We start from the raw sequence: 19,296 nt of genomic DNA on the forward strand, positions 1-19,296 counted from the left end.
CCGTCGTGACGGACGACGTCGTCGGTGCCGGCCTCAGTTGGCGACCGGCAGCCACCACACCCGGCCCTCGGTGACGTCGTGGTAGACGTCGAGGAGGTCCAGGCCGGTGATCTTGCTGCGTGACTCGGCGGCGGCCCAGGCGTAGACGCCGCGGGCGATGGTTCCGGGCTCCTGCTGCACTCGGAGCGCGTACACGAGGGCCCTGATCTCGTGGACCTGGTGGTCGTCGGGCTCGGCCTGCGCGGCGAGCTCGGCGAGCTGGCAGGCGAGGCGCAGGTCGCCGTCGGCCGCAGCGGAGACGGCACGCCCCGCGACCGACGCCGCGCCCGCGGACAGTTCGGCGACCGCGCGGGCGAACACCGCGTCCGGCGCGGGCTTGAGGTTGGCCGGGTTGCCGTCGTGCCAGCCGCCGTGCAGCCGCCAGATGTTGCGCACGATGAACTCGGGCTCGTCGTGGTGCTCCTGCAGGTAGACGCGGGCGGCGAGCGCGGGCGGCGGCTTGACCTCGTGCAGGATCTCGTCCAGCCGGGCGCCGGAGTTCATCAGGTCGAGCGTCTGCTCCACCAGGCTGTCGAGGTAGTCGGCGGTGTCGGCGAGCGCCCGGCGCACCCGGGCGGCGCCGCAGATCGGCAGGCCCCGGCCGGGGAGGAGCAGGTCCGCGTCGAGCGCGGCCATGGCGCGGAGGGCCACGGCCCACTCGTCGGGGTAGCCCTGGACCCGCTGCGGGTCGCCCGCGCCCGGCACCGTCCAGCCGAACAGGTCCCCGGTCAGCAGCACCCCGCGCTCCGGCAGGAACGCCCAGGTGGCGTCGTCCGTGGCGCCGTGGGCGTGGGTGAGCATGAACGTGACGTCGCCCAGCGACAGCGACAGCCGGTCGCGGTAGGTCAGGTCGGGCAGCCGGTGCGGCAGCGGCCAGACCACCCGCGGGAACCCCTGCTCGCGCAGGTCGACGGTGGCGTTGTAGCCGGCCGTCCTGCCCTGCTGGGTGAGCCGGCGCACCAGTCCCTCCTGCGCCACCACCAGCGGCCGCGGGCCGGGTTCCGCGTCGAACTCCTCCAGGCCCGCCAGCCGGTCGGCCCTGCCCCGCGAGAAGATCGCGTACTTGAGCGGCTCGGCCGACCACTTCCTGATCGCTCGGTAGGACGGCGACGCCTCGTGGGCGTCGCCCGTGTCGAAGAGAGCCAGCCCGTCCTCGCCCCGGACCACGTAGACGTTCCCGCACGCGGGCCACATCGCGACGCCGTAGGCGATCTCCTGCACCCCGTCCCGGCGCAGATCGGAGACGGGCACGTCCTCGGGACGCACCGAACCACGCCAGACCGCGTCGGCGAACCGAAGGATCGGTGACTCCATGCTCCCGAGCCTGGCCCTCCGCGCGCGCGACGCCCAGTAGGGAGATCCCTAATGTCCGCGGCGAACCGCCAGGGTCTCGGCGGTCCAGCTCGCGAGAAGGTCCAGGGCGCGTTTCGAGGACGAGCCGGGTTCGGCAGTGTAGACGAAGAGCGTCGTCTCCGGGTCTCCGGGCAGGGAGAGGGTCTCGTACTCGACCGTCAGCTCGCCGACGAGAGGGTGCCGCAGGCGTTTGGAGCCGTGGGTGCGCTGGTGGACGCGGTGCTGCTCCCACCAGTGGGCGAACTCACGGCTGTGCTCGCGCAGGTCGGCGATGAGCGCGACGGTGGCCTGGTCGTCCGGGTCGCGGCCCGCGTCGAGCCGCAGGCTCTCGACCACGGCGCGTGCCTGGACCTCCCAGTCCACGAACAGCGATCGGGCGTCGTCGAGGAACATCCATCGCGCGTAGTTGCGCCGCCTCGGCGGCATCCGGTCGAAGTCCGTGAACAGCGCTTTCCCCATCGCGTTGGCGGCGAGCACGTCGGTGCGGCGGCCGAGGACGAGGGCGGGCTCGCCGTCGAGGGCGTCGAGGAGCTGGTAGAGCCCGGGGCGCACGCGCTGGACGCCGCGAGTTCGGCGCCGGACGGGGGCCGCGGTCATCCCCATGAGGTCGTGCAGATGCGCGCGTCCGGCGTCGTCGAGCCCTAGAGCACGGCCGATGGCCTCGACGACGGTCGTCGAGGGGACGATGCGCCGGCCCTGTTCGAGGCGTGCGTAGTAGTCGGTCGAGACTCCGGCCAGGAGAGCGACTTCCTCGCGGCGCAGGCCCGGGACGCGTCGCACGCGGCCGTCGGGGGGCAGGCCCGCCCGCGAGGGGTCGACCTGGCCACGGGCGCGTCTGAGGAAGTCGGCGAGCTCACGGTTGGTTCCGGCCACGGATCCAGTGTCCACGCTGCCGCGCGTTCCTGGGTGGTCCGGTGCGTCCTAGGTTGCCCGGTGCGCGGTTGCGCAGGGCGCGATATGGACGTCCACGGCGGGTCGCGGCGAAGGAAGCTGGTGCTGTGCCGGTCCTGGGGGCCTCCCGGCCGGCGCCACTCGCGACATTCGAGAGGATCACCATGAGCTTCCCAGCAGACCGGCCTGCCACGTGGTTCGTGACCGGCACCTCCCGCGGCCTCGGCCTCGAACTGGTCAGGCAGATACTGGAGCGCGGAGACCAGGTCGCCGCGACGACGCGGTCGCCGGAGCGGCTGCTCGCCGCACTCGGCGGCGGGATCGAGATGTCGCGCCTTCTCCCGCTCACCGTCGACCTGCGTGACGAGGAGGCGGTCAGCCGGGCGGTCCGGGAGACCACCGGACGCTTCGGCGGCCTGGACGTCGTCGTCAACAACGCGGGCTACGGATTCCTGGCCGCGGTGGAGGAGACCGGGGACCGCGAGGTCCGCGACATGCTCGACGTCCAGGTCGTGGGCGTGTGGAACGTGCTGCGTGCCGCCCTGCCGATCCTCCGCGGGCAACGAGGTGGCCATATCGTCAACGTGTCCTCGATCCTGGGCCTGACCGCCGTCCCGGGCTGGGCCCTCTACTGCGCCGGGAAGTTCGCGCTGGAGGGGTTGAGTGAGGCGCTCGCCGCCGAGGTGGCGGAGTTCGGCGTCGAGGTCACCATCGTCGAGCCCGGCTACTTCCGCACCGATTTCCTCACCGCGGACAGCCTCGTCCTGCCCGCGGAGACGACCGCGCACTACCCGGCCATCCGCGAGATGATCCTCGATCACCTGAAGCTCCAGGGCAGCCAGCTCGGCGACCCGGTCATGGGCGCCCGCGCGATCATCGGGCGGGTCCTGGCCGGGGAAGGCCCGCTGCGGCAGTTGCTCGGTTCGGACGCCCACTCCTACGCCGTGGCCAAGGTCGAGGCCCTGCGGGCGAACGTCGAGGCCACCGCTCTCAGCGCGCCCGCCACCGACTTCCCCGCCGCCTGATCACGGCCGGGTGTGCGGCATCTCGCCGGCGTCGTCCAGCCGCCGGGGACACGCCCGTGGTCGAAGGACGGTCACAGCTCGCCGCGCGCGACGGCCAGGGCGAGCTCCACGCGGGACCGCAGCCCGGTCTTGGCGTAGACCCGGGTGAGGTACACCTCCACCGTCTTGCGGCTGTAGTGCAGCTCCTCGGCGATCTCGGGGTTGCTCAGGCCGCCCGCGACCAGTTCGATGACGCGGCGCTCGCCCGGGGTGAGGCGGCCCTCGGGTTCGGGGACCATCCCGGCCTCCCGCAGGCGGCGCCCGGACATCTCCGCCCAGGGAGCCGCGCCGAGCCGGGTGAAGATGGTGTGGGCGCGGGGGAGCTGCGCCGGGTCGCCCAGCGCGCCGAGGATCAGCCGGGCGCGGGCCTCCTCGAACGGCAGGCCGTCGGCCCGGGCCCGCTCCAGCGCCGCGCCGGCCCGGGCGGGCTTGCGGAAAGCCCAGCCCACCGCAAGGTCGGCGGCCAGCAGGGTCCGGGGGCTGCCGTTCGCCGACCGCTCGTCCAGCCGGGCGGCCGCCGCCCGGCAGGCCGCGTCGTCACCCGCCGATCCCGTGATGAACACCTGTACGGCGAGGGCCCGGTGCACCACGTCCGGCACGTCGCAGGCGAGCGCCCGGCCGAGCTCGCGCCGCGCCGCGGCGAGGTCGCCCCGGGCGTGCGCGAGGCGCGCGCGGAACGTGCAGCGCAGGCCGTCCTGCATGGCGCAGCCGGGCGGCGGCTCGGCGAGGACCCGCTCGGCCTCCTCCAGCCTGCCCTGGTCGAGCAGGATGTCGATCTCCATGTTGCGCAGCAGGGCGAGGTTCTCCAGCAGGCCCGCCTCGGCCAGCCCCCGGGCCGCGACCGCGATCTCCTGGAGCGCGCGGTCCCAGTCGCCGCCGAGCCGCCGGATGACCGCGACGGTCCGCACGTGCTGCCCGGCGATGTCGTGCCAGCCGAGCCCGCGGTGGATCTGCTCGGCCTGCTCCAGCACCTCGGCGGCGCGGGCACGCTGCCCGGCCGCCGCCAGCACGTGCGCCGCCGACTCCAGGGACGCGAGGCGGGCGCCGGGCGGCAGCGCGGCGGCGAAGGCGAGCAGCTCGTCGACCGCCCGCCGGGTCTCGGCCCAGTCGCCCCGCACCAGCGCGTGGATCGCCAGGCAGCCCACCGCGATCGCCCGGTCCTGCGGAGGGCAGTCGGCGACGCTCTCCCAGGCGCGGCGGGCGATGTCGCGGCTGGGGCGGCCCAGTTCCGCGCTGACCAGCGCCTGCTGGGCGAGCAGCGCCGAGGCGTCGTCGGCCTTCGGGATCTGGCGGCGGGCCACGTCGAGCGCCACCTCGTACCACCCCATGGCGTGCGCCGCGCCGACGGCGGTGTACGCGGCCTGGGTGCGGCGCCGCCCGGCGGGCAGCACGGCGAGGGCACGCTGGGCCGAGTTGAGCGCCAGCGCGGGCCGCGAGCCCTTCCAGTAGGCCAGGGCCTGCCTGGCCAGCAGCTCGCCCGGCTCGGGGGACAGCTCGGCGGCCTTGCCGTACCAGTGCGCGGCCGACAGCGGCGCGGTCCAGCGGGTCAGGTCGGCCGCCCGCAGCACCGCCGGCAGGGCCCGCGCGGGCGGGCCGGCCTCGGCCATGTGCGTGGCCCACTCCAGCACGCGCCGGGTGCCGGTCAGCCCGTCGCCTTCGAGCATGTCGGCGATGCGGCGGTGCACGTCCCGCCGCCCCGCGGGGCCGAGGTCGTCGTACAGCGCCTCGGCGACCAGCGGGTGGGCCAGGGCGTAGCCGTCGCCGCTCCGGGCGACCACGCCGTCCCGCACCAGGGCCTCGAAGGCGCGTTCGGCCTGCTCCGGGCGCAGCCCGGCCAGCTCGGCGAGCGCCGCCAGGTCGGCGGCCTCCCTGGTCCGCGACAGCGCGGCCAGCACGCGGGCGAGGTCGCGGCCGCCCCGGTCGCGCTGGAACAGCCGGCTGAGGATCGCGCCGCGCCGGGCCCCCGGGTCCGCCGAGCGCACCGCGCCGCCCTGCACCAGCGTCAGCACCGCCTCCTGCGCGAACCACGGGTTGCCCCGGCTCACCGCGTGGATCCGCCGCAGGACGGCGTCGCTCGGCGTACGGCCGAGCAGCGTGGTGACCAGTTCCGCCACCTCGGGCATGGTCAGCGGCTGGAGCCGTACGGACAGGTCCACGTCGAGAGCGGGCGGATGCCGCGCGGCGCCGAGGATGGCGACGGAGTCGTGCCGGTGCGGCAGCGCCCGCAGCACGCTCAGCGTGTCGGCGTCGGCGAGGTGGATGTCGTCGATGGCGAGGAGAGTGGGGCCGGGCAGCGACTCCAGGAGCCGGGCGGCCATCGCGCCGGGCGCGGCGGCGGGCTCCCCGAGCGCCGCCTCGTCGATCGCCTCCAGCAGGTCGGACAGGACACCGGCCACCTCGCCGCGCAGCGAGCCCAGGGCGTCGACCAGGGGAGCGTAGGCCCGTCCGCCGTCCAGTTCCCGCGCCCGGCCGCGCAGCACGCGGAAGCCCTCCAGCCGCGCCGCCGCCTCGCCGAGCAGGCGGGTCTTCCCGATTCCGGGCTCGCCGACGATGAGGACGGTCCGGGGGGTGCTCGACAGGGCCGAGACCACCTGGCCGAGCGCGCCCGCGCGGCCCTCCCCGACGGCCGGTACGTCCACGGCTGGCCGTCACCCCCTTCACATCGGGTCCGCTGGTGTTCCTAGGACGCGGCATAAAGGTTGAACGTTCACACGAAATGTGACGCGCCCCGGCGGTGATCGCAAGGGGATATGGATATCAGAATTCGAACGCCGCGACGGCGGCGGCGGAGTCTGCCCGATCACCTGCGGGGGTGCGTTCGTGGGCCGGACCGCCCCTGACCGCGCCACACCCTGGGCGGCCCGGCGCGCACGCGGGTCACGGGGGAGGGATCGGCCCGGCGAGCCGCATGAAAAGTTCTTTTCCGAAACTCCGTGACCGCCTTGCCGGGAGACCCGGGCGGGGGTCGCCGGCCCCGCCGATGTCGCCGGCGGGTAACCGGACCACCACGGGCGCGTAGGGCGAAGGTGGCGTCCGCCCCCCGATCTCCTGCCTCTACCCTCGTACTGTACGGCCGTAGGGTACGGCCGTCGTGACGTGCTACCCGGGGACGGACGGTCGACGATGAGCGGGCTTCTTGGGCGGCTCGGCGAATGGTGCGCTCGGCACGGCCTGCTCGTGCTCGCGCTGTGGGTCCTCGCGGCGGGGCTGCTGACCGCGGGCACGGTGGTGTGGGGCCGGCCGGTCAACAACAACGTGGCGATCCCCGGCACCGACGCGCAGCGGGCGTACGAGCTCATGCGCGAGGGCTTCGGCCCCGGGTTCGACCCGGGCGGGACCGTGCAGCTCGTCCTGTACACCCCGAAGGGCACGCTGAACGAGAAGGCCCGCAAGAAGGCCGTCGAGCGGTCGATGGACGCCCTGCGGCGGACCCCGCACGTCGCCCAGGTGGAGACGCCGTACCGGGTGGGCGGCATGTCGCCGAGCCTGCGCATCGGCGTCATCACCGTGCGGCTGAGGGGACAGGACACCACGAAGATCGCGCAGACCTCCGAACAGCTCGCCGCGGCCGCCGCTCCGGCGGCCCGCGCGGGCATCGAGGTCGTCCCCTCCGACAGCTCCACTCCCGCCGACAAGCAGATCAAGACCGGCGTCAGCGAGGTCATCGGAGTCGTCTTCGCGCTGCTGGTGCTGCTGTTCGCCTTCGGCACGCTGGTCGCCGCGATCGTGCCGATCTTCACCGCGATCGTCAGCATCGGCGTCGGGCTCGGCCTCATCGGGCTGCTCGGTCACATCGTGGACGTGCCCTCGACGGCGTCCATCCTGGCCACGATGATCGGCCTCGGCGTCGGCATCGACTACGCCCTGTTCCTGCTGTCCCGGCACCGGGCGCTGCTGGCCCGGGGGGTCGCGGTGCACGAGGCGGTCCGGCGCACGGCCGCCTCGTCCGGCGGCGCCGTGCTGTTCGCCGGCGGCACGGTCGTGATCGCCCTGAGCGCGCTGATGCTCGCCGGGTTCCCGCTGCTGGCCACGCTCGGCTGGATCACCGGCGTCTCGGTCGTGTGCGCCGTGCTCACGTCGATCACGCTGGTCCCGGCGCTGCTCGGCATCCTCGGCCAGCGGATCAACGCGCTGCGGCTGCCGTTCTTCGGGCGCGCCGCCCGCCGGGACGGCCCGGCGACGGGCTGGACGAGGCTCGGCCTGTGGGTGGCGCGCCGCCCCTGGCGGGTGCTCGCCGTCACCGTCGTCGTGCTCGTGGCGCTCGCCGCCCCGGCCGTCACGATGAAGCTGGGCCCCCTCGACGACGGGTACGGCGACAAGGGCACGTCGGCCCGGCGGGCGTACGAGCTGATCGAGGCCGGTTTCGGCCCGGGGGCCAACGCCGGGCTCATCGCGGTCGCCGAGACGGACGAGAGGATCGCCGACTCCACGCCGCCCGACCCGCTCGTCCAGGTGCTGCGACAGCGGATCGAGCACATCGAGGGCGTCGCGTTCGTCGCCGCGCCGATGGTCAACGACGACGGTCGCTCGGTGCTGTTCCAGGTCGTCCCCGACTACGCGCCGAGCGACCCGCGGGCCCTCGACGTGGTGAAGCGGGTGCGGGCCGTCCAGGTGCCGGGGGCGCGCCTGCACGTCGGCGGCGAGGTGGCCGGCATGGCCGACGCGGGCGACCGCATGATGAGCAGGACCCCACTGGTCGTCGGCGTCGTCGTCCTGCTCAGCGCCCTGCTCCTGCTGCTGGCCTTCCGCGCGCCCCTGGTCGCGGTCAAGGCCGCGGTGATGAACCTCGTCTCCCTCGGAGCCGCCTTCGGCGCGCTGGCCGTGGTGTTCTCCCAGGGCCTGGGCAGCCGCGTGGTCGGCATGGACCCGCCGGTCTCGGCCGACGGGTCCTACCTCGCGACGCTTTTCTTCTCCGTGCCCATCGACACGTACGTGCCGCTCATGCTGTTCGCCGTGCTGTTCGGGCTGTCGATGGACTACGAGGTCTTCCTGCTGACCTCCGTACGGCAGGCCTACACGCGCAGCGGGGACAACCGCTCCGCCGTGGCCGAGGGGCTCGGGTCGACCGGCCGCGTCATCACCTCCGCGGCGCTGATCATGGTGGCGGTGTTCACCGCGTTCATCGCCTACCCCGATCCTCTCGTCAAGGTGTTCGGGGTCGGGCTCGCGGTGGCCATCGCGGTCGACGCCACCCTGATCCGGGGCTTTCTCGTGCCCGCCACGATGGTGCTGCTCGGTCGGCTCAACTGGTGGATTCCGCGCTGGCTCGACCGCCTGCTGCCGAACCTGTCGGTCGAGGGCCACGAGGAGGACGCTCCGCCCGCCGGGCCGGCGGAGCCCCTGCTCGTGGACGCCGGCCGGCACGCCCGGCGCCCCTGACCCCCTCGCCAGACCCGGCGAGGGGGCGGGGCGGGGACGCCGCCGTCAGAAGTTCTTGCTGCGCACCGTCCACTGCGCCTTGGCCGCCAGGCCCGAGGAGCCGAGGATGTACGAGCGCGCCGTGGCGTTGCCGTTGAGGGTCATGTCCAGGAACTGGACCACGGCGGTCATGCCGTCGGTCATCTGCGAGCCGGTGATGAACCCGGTGTGCCCGGCCTGCGACTGCTCGGCCAGCACGGCCGGCACCCTGACCAGGTCGTAGTTGGCCCGGGTGTTGTCGTAGGCGATGTCGGAGGGCCCGCCGTCCAGGAACATCACCGGCGTGTGCAGCTTGGACAGCTCCGAGCGCGAGTAGCCGAACGAGCCGTCGGCGAACAACCCGCTGTCGAGGGAGACCACGCCGTCGACCCGCTGGTCCTGCCCGGCGATCAGCGCCTCAAGCCCGCCGCAGGAGTGCCCGGCGGTGGCCACCCGCGACAGGTCGAGACGCTGGTAGAGCGGCGAGCCGCTCCGGGCGTTCTCCCGCTCGGCCCAGCCGATCGCGTCGGTCAGCAGCGACGGGATCGGTGACCCGCTGTTCACCCCGTTCGGCGAGCCGTCGACCGACGCCGTGTCCACCACGACGAACCCGCGGGCCGCGATGAACGTCAGCGCCTGGACGACCTCGCTCCCGTTCGTGTGCGCGCAGGCCCCGTTGCCGAAGACCAGCACGGGCATCGCGCGCCCGACGGAGGAGGGGTTCGACGGGCGGAACACGGTGTAGCGGTTGGTGCCGTACGCCCCCTCACGCGTGACCGGGAAGTTGTTGTTGATCATCGGGCGGTCCGGCGGCGTGGCACTCGGCGTCGGGCTCGGGCTCGGGCTGGGACTCGGGCTGGGACTCGGGCTCGGGCTCTGCGAAGGGCTCTGCGAGGGGGTCTGGCTGGGAGTCTGACTGGGCGTGACGGTGGGGGAGGCGGTGGGGGAGGCGACGCCGCCGGTGCAGGTCACGCCGTTGAGGGCGAAGCTCGCCGGCTTCGGGTTCGAACCGGTGAAGCTTCCGTTGAACCCGAAGGCGACGCTGCCGCCGGTGGGGATGGCGCCGTTGTAGGAGGCGTTGGTGACCGTCACCTGGGAGCCCGACTGGGTGTGGGTGCCGTTCCACAGCTGGGTGATGGTCTGCCCGGCGGGGAACGACCAGGTCAGCCGCCAGCCGTTGACGGGGTCGCCCAGGTTCTGGATGCCGACGCTCGCGCCGAAGCCGCCCGGCCATTCGCTGGTCACCGTGTAGGTGACCTGGCATCCGGCCGTCGCCGCCGACGCGACGTGGACGCCGGCCACCCCGGCGCCGGCCGTCAGCAGCGCGGCGACGGCGGCGGCCGTCAGGCTCGACCGCCGGCGAAAAGAGCTGTCATGTCGCACAGGCTTTTCCCATTCTCCGAGTGGTACGTTTCTCCGCTGCTACGCGTACGCGCTGGTGGGGACCGCCGACGGCGGCACGAATGCCTCATGTGAGCGTTAACAATTCGGACCGCCGATGCCCCCGGAAGGTGGTCTGGTGCGCTGAGCGCGAGCCAACCCGGGCAGACCCGGACGCGTCAACGAGGCGGAGTGCCCGCCGTGCTCACACCGTGCTCAGGCCGCGCCTGTGAAGGGCTACTGACCTGGCGCTTCGCGAGCGCGGGCGGCGGGAGTCACCGGAACGGCGAGGGGCGGCCGGTGAATATTTCACCGGTCCCGGCGAAAGTCAGTCAGCCGTCCGGGGTTCTCCGGCCTCCGCCTTCACGGGCGATTCGGGACTCCGCGACACCCCCTGCTGTACCCCCTGTCGCGCCGTCGGCGGCGCGATCTCCGGGGCCTGTGCCGCGGTCTGTGTTGCGCTCTGCGGCGTGTCCTGTGGCGTGTCCTGCGGCCCGTTCTGCGGCACGCCGGGAGTGCGCGGCCTGTCGGGGCTCTGCGGCGCTTCGGGAGTCCGCGGCGCTTCGGGAGTCTTCGGTGGATCGGGAGTCTTCGGCGCGTCGGGTGTTCTGGGCACACCGGGAGTTCCGGCCGGCACGGGGCTCTCGCGCGGACCGGGGCTGTTGCCCGGGACCGCCGGAGACACGTCCGGCTTGGGGCACCGGGGACCGGCGACGGTCCTGGTCGCCACGCTCGTACCGGCGCCTCCTCGCGCGGCCGGGACCGTGGACACCTCGACCCTGCGGTGCACGGTCGTCCCGCACGCGGGGGAGGGGAAGGGCTGCTGGAAACCCATCCGGTAGGAGGTGGCGCCCCGCAGCGCGATCGTCTGCGGCGGAGCGGCGACGAGCGCGGCGGGCGACGGCCCGGAGGCGAACCGCGCGGTGAGCAGCACCCGTCCCGTCGTGCTCGCCCGCACGTCGACCAGCACCGCCTGGCCGTCGAACGAGGTGATGCCGAGCCCGGTCACCCGCGGCGGGGCGGGGCTGGGAGACGGCGCGCGGCTCGGGGACGGCGCCTGGCTCGGAGATCTCGTCGCGCCCATGTAAGAGGGGACCGGCCCCGCCGTCCCGGGCGCCGCCGAGGACCCGCCGCCGCCGGTGCCCGCGCCGGTGTCGCCGTCCGTGTCGCCGTCCGTGCCGCCTCCGGCCGCGCCGCCGACGTCCTCGGGAGTGGAGTCCGCGGGGCCGGGGCCGTACGACTCCGTGGCCCCGGGCGGAACCGGACCGGCCGTGTCCGGAGGCGGCGCGGCGGGAAGGCTGTGCGGCGGGGGCGGCGTGAGCAGGGTGCCCTGGGCGACCGGCATCTGACGGTTGGCGGCGACCACAGCCGCGGTCACCACGGCCGCCAGCACGACCGCGCCGAGGGCGAAGCGCGGGGCGAAGCGGGTCAGCCGCTCGGCGAGCACGGTCCGGGCGAGCGACGTGGACACCTCGACCGGCACCGCCGGAGTGGCCAGGGGGAACGTCAGCGCGAGCAGGGTGGCCAGTTCCGCCAGGTGACGGCGGCCGCGCTGCTCCCAGTCGGGGCCGTAGGCCGAGGTCGCCGCCGTCTCCAGGTCGGCGACGAAGGCCCGGGCGGTCGGCGGCCGGTCGGCCGGGTTCTTGGCCATGCCCCGCACGACCAGGGCCCGCACCGGGGCCGGCACGTCCCCGGCCGGGACCGGCGCGCTGCGGTGCAGCATGCGCAGCACCGCCATGTCCTGCGCGCGGTACGGCCTACGCCCGGTCAGGCATTCGTAGAACACACAGGTGGCGGCGTAGACGTCGGTGGCCGGACCGGCGGGCCCGCCGTACCACTGCTCGGGCGCCATGTACGGCGGGGTGCCGGCGGGGGCCTCCGGCGTCCCGCTCGGTGTGGCGATGCCGAAGTCCGACAGCTTGCTCGCGCCGTCGGCCTGGACCAGCACGTTCTCCGGCTTGTAGTCCCGGTGGACGATGCCCGCGGCGTGCGCGGCCGACAGGCCCGCCAGCGAGCCCTTCAGCACGACCAGCGCGGCCTCGGGACTGGTCGAGCCGTGCTCGGCGAGGATCCTGCGCAGGGAGACGCCGTCGACGAGCTCCATGACGATCGCCGCGCCGTCGCGCGCCTCGACGTACTCGTACAGGCGCACGACGTTGGGGTCGTTCAGTTCCACCATGACCCGGGCCTCGTGCCGGAACCCGGCCAGGAAGTGCGGATCCCGGCGCAGTTCCTCGCGCAGATACTTGATCGCGACGTAGGCGCCGGTGGTCGTGTAGGTCGCCAGCACGACCCGCCCGGCGCCGCCCGCGCCGAGTTCCCGTACCTCCCGGTAGCCCGGTACCGACCAGGCCCTCATGACGCCCCCTTGAATCCGCCCTGACTCAAGGTCTCACCCGAAAGGGCGGTTGTCACCGGAGCAAAAACGTCACCTCCCGGATGTAATCCGGGGGACCGGGCGTGCCGTCGTCCGTACGGGGCGCACTGAGGCCCCGGGCACCCGGGGCCTCAGGCGCCGGGGAGGTTCCGCAGCGCCTCGCGGCGGCTCAGCCCGCTGAGGCCACGGTGCTTCACGTAGCGGAGCACCTCCTGCGGGTTGGTCCTCGCGTACTCGCGCAGCGCCCAGCCGATGGCCTTGCGGGCGAAGAAGTCGGTGTCCGACAGGCTCGGCTCGATGCAGGCGTAGAGCAGGTGGACGTCGGTGCCGTCCTTGAAGGAGTTCTGGCACAGGATGGCGGCGCGCCGTTTCCACAGGTCGGCGTCGTGCGCCCACTCCAGCACCAGGCGGCGCATGCTCTCCGGGTACAACCGCAGCAGCGTGCCGATCCGGTGGATGGCGATGTCGTCGACGAAGTCCCACCAGGCCCCGGTGACGATCATCTCCTCGTACATCGGGATCGTGTACAGCGTCTGCCAGGACCGGTAGAACCGGTGCGCGGACAGTTCGATCGCGGCGTAGCGCTCCTCGCGGTACTCGGCGTCGCGCCACAGCGCCAGCACCGCCCTGCGCCACTCGGGCGCGCTGTCGAGCCGGTGCTCGGTGAAGAGCCGGCGCAGCAGGGCCCGCCGCGGCACGGCCGTGACCCCGAGGAACGGCATCTCCGACTTCATGTACGCCCGCATGGACAGGGCGCGCGCGGGGTCGGCGGCCTCCGTCAGCGCGAGGCGTACCGCCTTGTGCAGTGTCATGACGGCCGGCTCGCCCGCTCTCCGGTCGCGAGACCGTCGAACAGGAGCTTGACGAAGTGGTCGGCGAGGTGGTCGGTGTCGAGCCTGCCGCCGGGGCGGAACCAGCGCACGGTCACCCAGATGGTGTCGCGGATCATCCGGTAGGTCAGCTTGGGGTCGACGTCGTCGCGGAACTGGCCGGCGGCCTGACCGGCCCTGATCTGCTCCACCCACATGCGCTCCACCTCGTCCTCGGCGCGCAGCAGGTAGTCGAACCGGTCGCCGGGCAGCGAGCGCAGGTAGTTCCAGTCGTTCTGCATGACGGTGATGGCCGCCCGGTGCGGCTCCAGGGTGCCGAAGCCGATGCGGACCATCTCCGCCAGGACCGAGTGGGGATCGCCGCGGCGTTCCAGCACGGCCCGGTAACGGGTGATCAGATCGTCCAGGAAGGTGCGCAGCACCTCGTCGACGATCGTCTCCTTGGAGTCGAAGTGGTGGTAGAGGCTGCCGGAGAGGATGCCCGCCTCCAGCGCGATCTCCCGTACCGTGGTGGCCTGGAAGCCCTTGCGCGCGAACAACTCGGCGGCGAGTCTCACGAGGTGCTCGCGTCGTTCCGACGCCGGCCCGGCCCCGCCGCGCCTCGCCCTGACCGGCACGGCCGTGCCGCCGGAGTCCTTACGCTGGTTCACGGCTCCCATTATGGCCGTCGAGCAAGGGCTTGTTCGCAACTCTCGCCGCACGTGACCTCCCGGCATGACCGCCGCTGGTACGGCAGGATCGGGCACATGGCGAAATTGCAGTATCCGTTCACCTTGGGGGTGGCGTCGGGCGAGCCCTTATCCGACGGACTGATCCTCTGGACCCGGCTGGCTCCCGAGCCGCTGCATCCGACGCGGCCCGGCGGCATGCCGGACAAGTCGGTGACCGTGCGGTGGGAGATCGCCGAGGACGAGGCGTTCCGGAAGATCGTGCAGTCCGGCACCACGCCCGCGCAGCCCGACTGGGCGCACAGCGTGCACGTGCGGGTGGCCGGGCTGCGGCCCGGGGCCGACTACTTCTACCGGTTCTCCGCCGAGGGCCACGTGAGCCGCGTGGGCCGCACCAGGACCGCTCCCGCCGCGGGTTCGACCGGCCCCGTCCGCTTCTGCTTCGTCTCCTGCCAGCGTTACGAGCACGGTCACTTCACCGCGCTGGGCCATCTCGCCGCCGAACGGCCCGACCTGGTCCTCCACCTCGGCGACTACATCTACGAGTACGGCAAGCCGAAGAACCCCGGGCCCGGCCGCTGGGTGCGCCCGCTGGAGTCGGCGGCCGAGTGCACCACGCTCGCCGGGTACCGCAACCGCTACGCCCGCTACAAGCTGGACCCCGACCTGCAGGCCGCGCACGCCGCCGCGCCGTGGCTCGCGATCCCCGACGACCACGAGGTCCGGGACAACTGGGCGGGCGCGCTGCCGGGCGACGGAAGCGCCTCCGCCGCCTTCCTCAAGCGCCGGGCCGCCGCGTTCAAGGCGTACTACGAGCACCAGCCGCTGCGGGTGCGCCCGTCCGGCGCGAGCCTGCAGAACCACCGCTGGCGGCCGTACGGGCGGGTCGCCGACTTCCTGCTCGCCGACACCCGGCAGTACCGCCAGGGACGCGACATGCTCGGCCCCGAGCAGGAGAAGTGGCTGCTGGAACGGCTGCGCGGCTCGACGGCCCGCTGGAAGGTGCTGGCGCAGGCGGTGTTCTTCTCCCAGCGCAGGTTCCCGCTCGAACCCGTCAGCGCCGACGCGTGGGACGGCTACCCCGACTCCCGCGCCCGCGTGCTGGCCGCCGCCCCGGACGGGCTGGTCGTGCTGAGCGGCGACGTGCACAGCGCGTACGCCTGCGACGTGCGCGCGGACTGGGCGGACCCGGCCTCCCGCGCGCTCGGCGCCGAGTTCGTCGGCCCCTCGGTGACGAGCATGCCGGGCATCACGGACGCGAGCAAGATCCTCGACATCAACCCCCACATCGCCTTCTTCGACAGCCGGCACGGGTACGTGTCCTGCACGGCGGACATGACCGGTTTCCGGGCCGACTACCGCGCGGTCGCCTTCGTGGACCGGCCCGGCGCCCCGCTGACCACTATCGCGGGCTTCGAGGTGAGGGAGAACCGGCTGCACCGCACCGATCTCTGAGCCGCCGGGCACGTCCCGGGGCTGGCAAATAGGAAAGTTTCCTATTAGATTGCGGGGCATGCCTGAGCGATGCCCTGTGGACGCAGCATGAAGCGAAGCCCTGACCTGCTCCGTCTGGCCGACACGGTCCTCCTGCCCGGCTTCGCCGGGACCACCGCCCCCGACTGGGTGCGGCGGCGGCTCGCGGGCGGCCTCGCCGGCGTCGTGCTGTTCTCGCGGAACGTGGACACCCCGGCCCAGCTCGCCGCCCTGACCTCGTCGCTGCGCGCGGAGAACCCCGACGTCGTGATCGGCATCGACGAGGAGGCGGGCGAGGTGACGCGGCTGGAGGCCCGCACGGGCAGCTCACGGCCCGGCAACTACGCACTCGGCGTCGTGGACGACGTGGAGCTGACCGAGCAGGTGGCCCGGGACATCGGGCACGACCTGCGGCAGGCCGGGATCACCATTGACTTCGCCCCGGCCGCCGACGTCAACTCCAACCCGGACAACCCGGTCATCGGCCTGCGCGCGTTCGGCGCCGCCCCGGGGCTCGTCGCGCGGCACACGGCCGCCTGGATCCGCGGGCTGCAGTCCACCGGCGTCGCCGCCTGCGCCAAGCACTTCCCCGGGCACGGCGACACGTCCGTGGACTCCCACCACGGGATCCCGCGGGTGACCGCCTCACGTGAGGAGCTGGCCGAGGTCGAGCTGTTGCCGTTCCGGGTGGCGATCCGGGAGGGGGTGCGCTCCATCATGACCGGTCACCTGCTCGTGACGGCGTACGACGAGGAGCGGCCGGCCACCCTGAGCCCCCGCGTCCTCACCGGCCTGCTCAGGCGGGAGCTGGGCTTCGAGGGCCTGATCGTCACCGACGGCATCGAGATGGCCGCGGTCTCCGGCCGGTACGGCCTGGGCGGCGCGAGCGCGATGGCCGTGGCGGCGGGGGCCGACGCGGTCTGCGTGGGCGGCGAGAACGCCGACGAGGCGACCCACGCGCGCATCCGCGACGCGATCGCCGACGCCGTGACGGAGGGATCGCTGACGGAGGAGCGGCTCGCCGACGCGGCGGCCCGGGTGCGCGCCCTGGCCGCCTGGCGGGCCGGGACGGAGCCGGGGGACGCCGTGCCCGGCGAGATCGGGCTGGCCGCCGCCCGCCGGGCGCTGCGGGTCACCCTGCGCGGACCGGCCGGGACGCTGCCGCTGGCCGCGGCGCCCCACGTGGTGGAGCTCGCGCCGGAGACCAACCTCGCGATCGACAAGGGCATGCCGTGGGGCGCGGGGGAGCCGCTGGGCAAGCTGCTGCCGGGCACCACGGTCACCCGCCTGCGCGCGGAGGACGTGCGCGCGCAGGACGGGCACGCGCAGGACGGGCACGCGGAGGACGGGCGGGGCGCGCGCGAGCCGGGCGACGGCGTCGCCGCCGCGATCCTGCGCCAGGCGGCCGAGCGGCCTCTCGTCGTCGTGGTCCGGGACGCCCACCGGCATCCCTGGCAGACGGACCTGCTGGAGCGCCTGCTGGCCGCCCGGCCCGACGGCGTCGTGGTCGAGATGGGGCTGCCGGGCCGTACGGACCTGGGGGCGGTCCACATCGCCACGCACGGCGCCGCCAGGGTCTGCGGCCAGGCGGCGGCCGAGGTCCTCGCCGGCCTCGGCTGAGGGCACCCGAGCGGGCGGCGGGGGAGGGCGGGCGGCGGCCCGGCGGTGTGACACGCGCCGTAGCATGGGCGCCGACGCATCGCGGATGGGAGCTTCATGAAGGTCGCCTACGTCACCGCCGACGATACGGTGAGCCGCCACGACGACGAGCGGGAGACCGCCCTCGCCGCCTGGCTCGGGGTCGGCATCGAGGGGGCGCCGGTGAACTGGCGCGACCCCCGGGCCGACTGGTCGGAGTTCGACGCGGTGGTCGTCCGCTCCGCCTGGGACTACATCGAGCGGCGTGACGAGTTCGTCGCCTGGGCCCATCGGGTGGAGCGGGTCACGCGGCTGTTCAACCCGGCGGCGGTGCTCGGATGGAACACCGACAAGACCTACCTGCGCACGCTCGGCGTGCCGACCGTGCCCACCTTCTGGCCCGAGCCGGGCGCCGGGCTGCCCGAGTGGGACGAGTACGTCGTCAAGCCGGCCGTCTCGGCGGGGGCCCGCGACACGACCCGCACGGCCGATCGGGACGCCGCCGCAGCGCACGTGGCCCGGCTGCTCGACGAGGGCCGCACGGTCATGGTCCAGCCGTACCTCCCGTCCGTGGAACTGGAGGGGGAGCTGTCGCTGCTGTACTTCGGCGGCCGGTTCAGCCACGCCGTACGGCGGCATCCCATGCTCAGCGGCGTCGAGGCCACGGCGGAGAACCGCGCCACCCTGCGCGACCCCGACGACGACCAGTTCGCGCTGGCCGAGCGGGTGCTGGCCGCCGTCCCGCCGGATCTGCTGTACGCCCGGGTGGACCTGGTCAGGATGCCGGACGGCGAGCCGGTGCTGATGGAGGTCGAGCTCACCGAGCCGTACCTGTTCCTGCGGGACGAGCTGGCCGCGCCGGACCTGTTCGCCGAGGCCCTCGCCGAGGCGCTCAAGGCGGGCTGACCCCGCGCCCACCAGGGCGGGCCAGTGTTCAGCCGTGCGTCGATATGCCGCCGTCCACCGGGATGACGGCCCCGGTGAGGTACGAGCCGGCCCGTGAGGCGAGGAAGACGGCCGCGCCCGCCATGTCGTCGGGCCGGCCGATCCGCCCCAGCGGCACGCCGCTCTCGATCGCGCCGCGCATCTCGGGGTCGTCGAGCGCGAAGGCCATCATCTTCGACTCGAACGGCCCGGGGGCGATCGCGTTGACGGTGATCGACTCCTTGGCCAGCCGATGCGCCAGGTGCCGGGTCAGCATGTGGACGCCCGCCTTCGCGGCCGAGTAGGCGTAGTTCTCCATGAACGGCACCCGCAGCCCGTCGACCGACCCGATGTTGATCACGCGGGCGGGGTCGTCGGGCGAGGCGGCGGCGCGCAGCAGCGGCAGGAACCGGCGGGTGAGGAAGAAGACGCCCTTGACGTTGATGTCCCAGAGCTTGTCGAAGGCGTGCTCGGGATACTCCTCCAGGGGCGCGCCCCAGCTCGCCCCGGCGTTGTTGACGAGCACGTCGAGCCGGCTCTCCCGCTCCTCCACCGCCCGCGCCAGCGTCTCGACGCCCTCGGGGGTCGACAGGTCGGCCCGGACCGCCGGGCAGCCCAGCTCCGCGGCCGTGGCCTCCAGCTCGTCCCGCTTGCGGGAGGAGATGTAGACGGTGGCGCCCGCGTCGAGGAACCCGCGCGCGATCATCTTGCCGATTCCCCGGGAGCCGCCCGTCACGACGACCGTCTTGCCTTCCACCGAGAACATAGTCATGAGGGAAGCGTACCGACCGGTCGGTTCCCGGCTGGTCCCGCGTGGCGGCGGAGTCGAGTCCGGCGGCGCGGGTCAACGGCGCGGGTTAACGGTGGCGCGTCCTGGCGGGCGTGGGGGACCCGCCAGGACGCGCTCCGCCCCGGCGCGAGGCCTCGACCCCGGCGAGGGTTGGGGTCGAGACCTCGTTCATTCGCACGGAGTCTCTGGGGAGAGGCCGTCGTCGTCCGGCCGCTCCGGCGTGCGGTGGTGCCGCATGATCAGGCGTGTCGCGCCGTCGGGGTCGTCGGAGGGATGCGTGATGAGGAAGTCATCCTCATGCCACACAAACGACCCGTTCCTGCACCAGACCGTCAGGTCGGTGGATACCGACAGCACGGACATGCCGTTCCCGTTGCTCTGGTAGGTGTGGGTGAACCCCTGCCGATGCAAGGCGTAGCGCAGCATCCGCGTCGCCTCGCAGGGGTCCCGCCAGGGCAAGTACGGCGTGCCC

The 19,296-nt window shown here is 73.7% G+C and carries 14 protein-coding genes; 5 read left to right on the forward strand and 9 right to left on the reverse strand.

Annotation, left to right across the window (positions count from 1 at the left end):
• Nucleotides 1–33 precede the first annotated feature (33 nt).
• Nucleotides 34–1,353 carry an alkyl sulfatase dimerization domain-containing protein gene (locus HHX37_RS19240; RefSeq protein ID WP_182879427.1) on the reverse strand — a complete coding sequence of 440 codons (1,320 nt, stop codon included), beginning with the start codon at nucleotides 1,351–1,353 and terminating at the stop codon, nucleotides 34–36.
• 48 nt (nucleotides 1,354–1,401) lie between these two features.
• A complete protein-coding gene (locus tag HHX37_RS19245) occupies nucleotides 1,402–2,265 on the reverse strand; it encodes a helix-turn-helix transcriptional regulator (protein WP_117409828.1) in 864 nt (287 codons plus the stop codon).
• Between the two features lie 182 nt (nucleotides 2,266–2,447).
• Here HHX37_RS19245 and HHX37_RS19250 point away from each other — a divergent pair, with 182 nt between their 5' ends.
• Nucleotides 2,448–3,308 (forward strand): SDR family NAD(P)-dependent oxidoreductase, encoded by an 861-nt coding sequence (locus HHX37_RS19250; protein ID WP_182886294.1) that lies wholly within the window; start codon nucleotides 2,448–2,450, stop codon nucleotides 3,306–3,308.
• Nucleotides 3,309–3,379: 71 nt separating this feature from the next.
• On the opposite strand, the gene HHX37_RS19255 is transcribed toward HHX37_RS19250, so the two are convergent.
• Nucleotides 3,380–5,986 carry a helix-turn-helix transcriptional regulator gene (locus HHX37_RS19255; protein ID WP_182886295.1) on the reverse strand — a complete coding sequence of 869 codons (2,607 nt, stop codon included), beginning with the start codon at nucleotides 5,984–5,986 and terminating at the stop codon, nucleotides 3,380–3,382.
• A 484-nt stretch (nucleotides 5,987–6,470) separates the two neighbouring features.
• On the opposite strand from HHX37_RS19255, the gene HHX37_RS19260 reads away from it, so the two are divergent.
• Nucleotides 6,471–8,726, forward strand: a complete 2,256-nt coding sequence (locus HHX37_RS19260) for an MMPL family transporter (RefSeq protein WP_182886296.1) — start codon at nucleotides 6,471–6,473, stop codon at nucleotides 8,724–8,726.
• A gap of 45 nt (nucleotides 8,727–8,771) precedes the next feature.
• Here the strand turns inward: HHX37_RS19260 and HHX37_RS19265 are convergent, their stop codons facing one another.
• The 4 genes from HHX37_RS19265 to HHX37_RS19280 form a co-directional block, all read right to left on the reverse strand.
• On the reverse strand, nucleotides 8,772–10,127 hold the full coding sequence (locus HHX37_RS19265) for a cellulose binding domain-containing protein (RefSeq protein WP_182886297.1): 1,356 nt from the start codon (nucleotides 10,125–10,127) through the stop codon (nucleotides 8,772–8,774).
• Nucleotides 10,128–10,452: 325 nt separating this feature from the next.
• Complete coding sequence (locus HHX37_RS19270) at nucleotides 10,453–12,483, reverse strand: serine/threonine-protein kinase (protein WP_182886298.1); 2,031 nt, start codon at nucleotides 12,481–12,483, stop codon at nucleotides 10,453–10,455.
• 149 nt (nucleotides 12,484–12,632) lie between these two features.
• Entirely contained in the window at nucleotides 12,633–13,313 is a 681-nt protein-coding gene (locus HHX37_RS19275) for a DNA alkylation repair protein (protein ID WP_117409812.1), read from the reverse strand.
• Nucleotides 13,310–13,990, reverse strand: a complete 681-nt coding sequence (locus HHX37_RS19280; protein ID WP_182874869.1) for a TetR/AcrR family transcriptional regulator — start codon at nucleotides 13,988–13,990, stop codon at nucleotides 13,310–13,312. The genes HHX37_RS19275 and HHX37_RS19280 overlap by 4 nt, the downstream gene beginning before the upstream one ends.
• 87 nt (nucleotides 13,991–14,077) lie before the next feature.
• Here HHX37_RS19280 and HHX37_RS19285 point away from each other — a divergent pair, with 87 nt between their 5' ends.
• From HHX37_RS19285 to HHX37_RS19295, 3 genes are all read left to right on the forward strand, one after another.
• Nucleotides 14,078–15,454 carry an alkaline phosphatase D family protein gene (locus HHX37_RS19285; protein ID WP_182879422.1) on the forward strand — a complete coding sequence of 459 codons (1,377 nt, stop codon included), beginning with the start codon at nucleotides 14,078–14,080 and terminating at the stop codon, nucleotides 15,452–15,454.
• 87 nt (nucleotides 15,455–15,541) lie between these two features.
• A complete protein-coding gene (locus HHX37_RS19290; protein ID WP_182886299.1) occupies nucleotides 15,542–17,092 on the forward strand; it encodes a glycoside hydrolase family 3 protein in 1,551 nt (516 codons plus the stop codon).
• A gap of 96 nt (nucleotides 17,093–17,188) precedes the next feature.
• Nucleotides 17,189–18,016 (forward strand): ATP-grasp domain-containing protein, encoded by an 828-nt coding sequence (locus tag HHX37_RS19295; RefSeq protein WP_182886300.1) that lies wholly within the window; start codon nucleotides 17,189–17,191, stop codon nucleotides 18,014–18,016.
• Between the two features lie 28 nt (nucleotides 18,017–18,044).
• On the opposite strand, the gene HHX37_RS19300 is transcribed toward HHX37_RS19295, so the two are convergent.
• Nucleotides 18,045–18,806, reverse strand: a complete 762-nt coding sequence (locus tag HHX37_RS19300; protein WP_182886301.1) for an SDR family oxidoreductase — start codon at nucleotides 18,804–18,806, stop codon at nucleotides 18,045–18,047.
• 186 nt (nucleotides 18,807–18,992) lie between these two features.
• The gene (locus tag HHX37_RS19305; RefSeq protein ID WP_133306211.1) at nucleotides 18,993–19,250 is read right to left on the reverse strand and encodes a hypothetical protein; all 258 of its coding nucleotides are present in this window, start codon (nucleotides 19,248–19,250) and stop codon (nucleotides 18,993–18,995) included.
• Nucleotides 19,251–19,296: the final 46 nt, after the last annotated feature.

The organism is Microbispora sp. H10885 (assembly GCF_014161415.1).
Taxonomy (GTDB): domain Bacteria; phylum Actinomycetota; class Actinomycetes; order Streptosporangiales; family Streptosporangiaceae; genus Microbispora; species Microbispora triticiradicis.

Bases quoted from the DNA above. Each gene is read 5' to 3' on its own strand.
- HHX37_RS19240 (WP_182879427.1), bottom strand. From the start codon at position 1,353: ATGGAGTCACCGATCCTTCGGTTCGCCGACGCGGTCTGGCGTGGTTCG.
- HHX37_RS19250 (WP_182886294.1), top strand. From the start codon at position 2,448: ATGAGCTTCCCAGCAGACCGGCCTGCCACGTGGTTCGTGACCGGCACC.
- HHX37_RS19260 (WP_182886296.1), top strand. From the start codon at position 6,471: ATGAGCGGGCTTCTTGGGCGGCTCGGCGAATGGTGCGCTCGGCACGGC.
- HHX37_RS19270 (WP_182886298.1), bottom strand. From the start codon at position 12,483: ATGAGGGCCTGGTCGGTACCGGGCTACCGGGAGGTACGGGAACTCGGC.
- HHX37_RS19275 (WP_117409812.1), bottom strand. From the start codon at position 13,313: ATGACACTGCACAAGGCGGTACGCCTCGCGCTGACGGAGGCCGCCGAC.
- HHX37_RS19280 (WP_182874869.1), bottom strand. From the start codon at position 13,990: ATGGGAGCCGTGAACCAGCGTAAGGACTCCGGCGGCACGGCCGTGCCG.
- HHX37_RS19285 (WP_182879422.1), top strand. From the start codon at position 14,078: ATGGCGAAATTGCAGTATCCGTTCACCTTGGGGGTGGCGTCGGGCGAG.
- HHX37_RS19290 (WP_182886299.1), top strand. From the start codon at position 15,542: ATGAAGCGAAGCCCTGACCTGCTCCGTCTGGCCGACACGGTCCTCCTG.
- HHX37_RS19295 (WP_182886300.1), top strand. From the start codon at position 17,189: ATGAAGGTCGCCTACGTCACCGCCGACGATACGGTGAGCCGCCACGAC.
- HHX37_RS19300 (WP_182886301.1), bottom strand. From the start codon at position 18,806: ATGACTATGTTCTCGGTGGAAGGCAAGACGGTCGTCGTGACGGGCGGC.
- HHX37_RS19305 (WP_133306211.1), bottom strand. From the start codon at position 19,250: ATGCTGCGCTACGCCTTGCATCGGCAGGGGTTCACCCACACCTACCAG.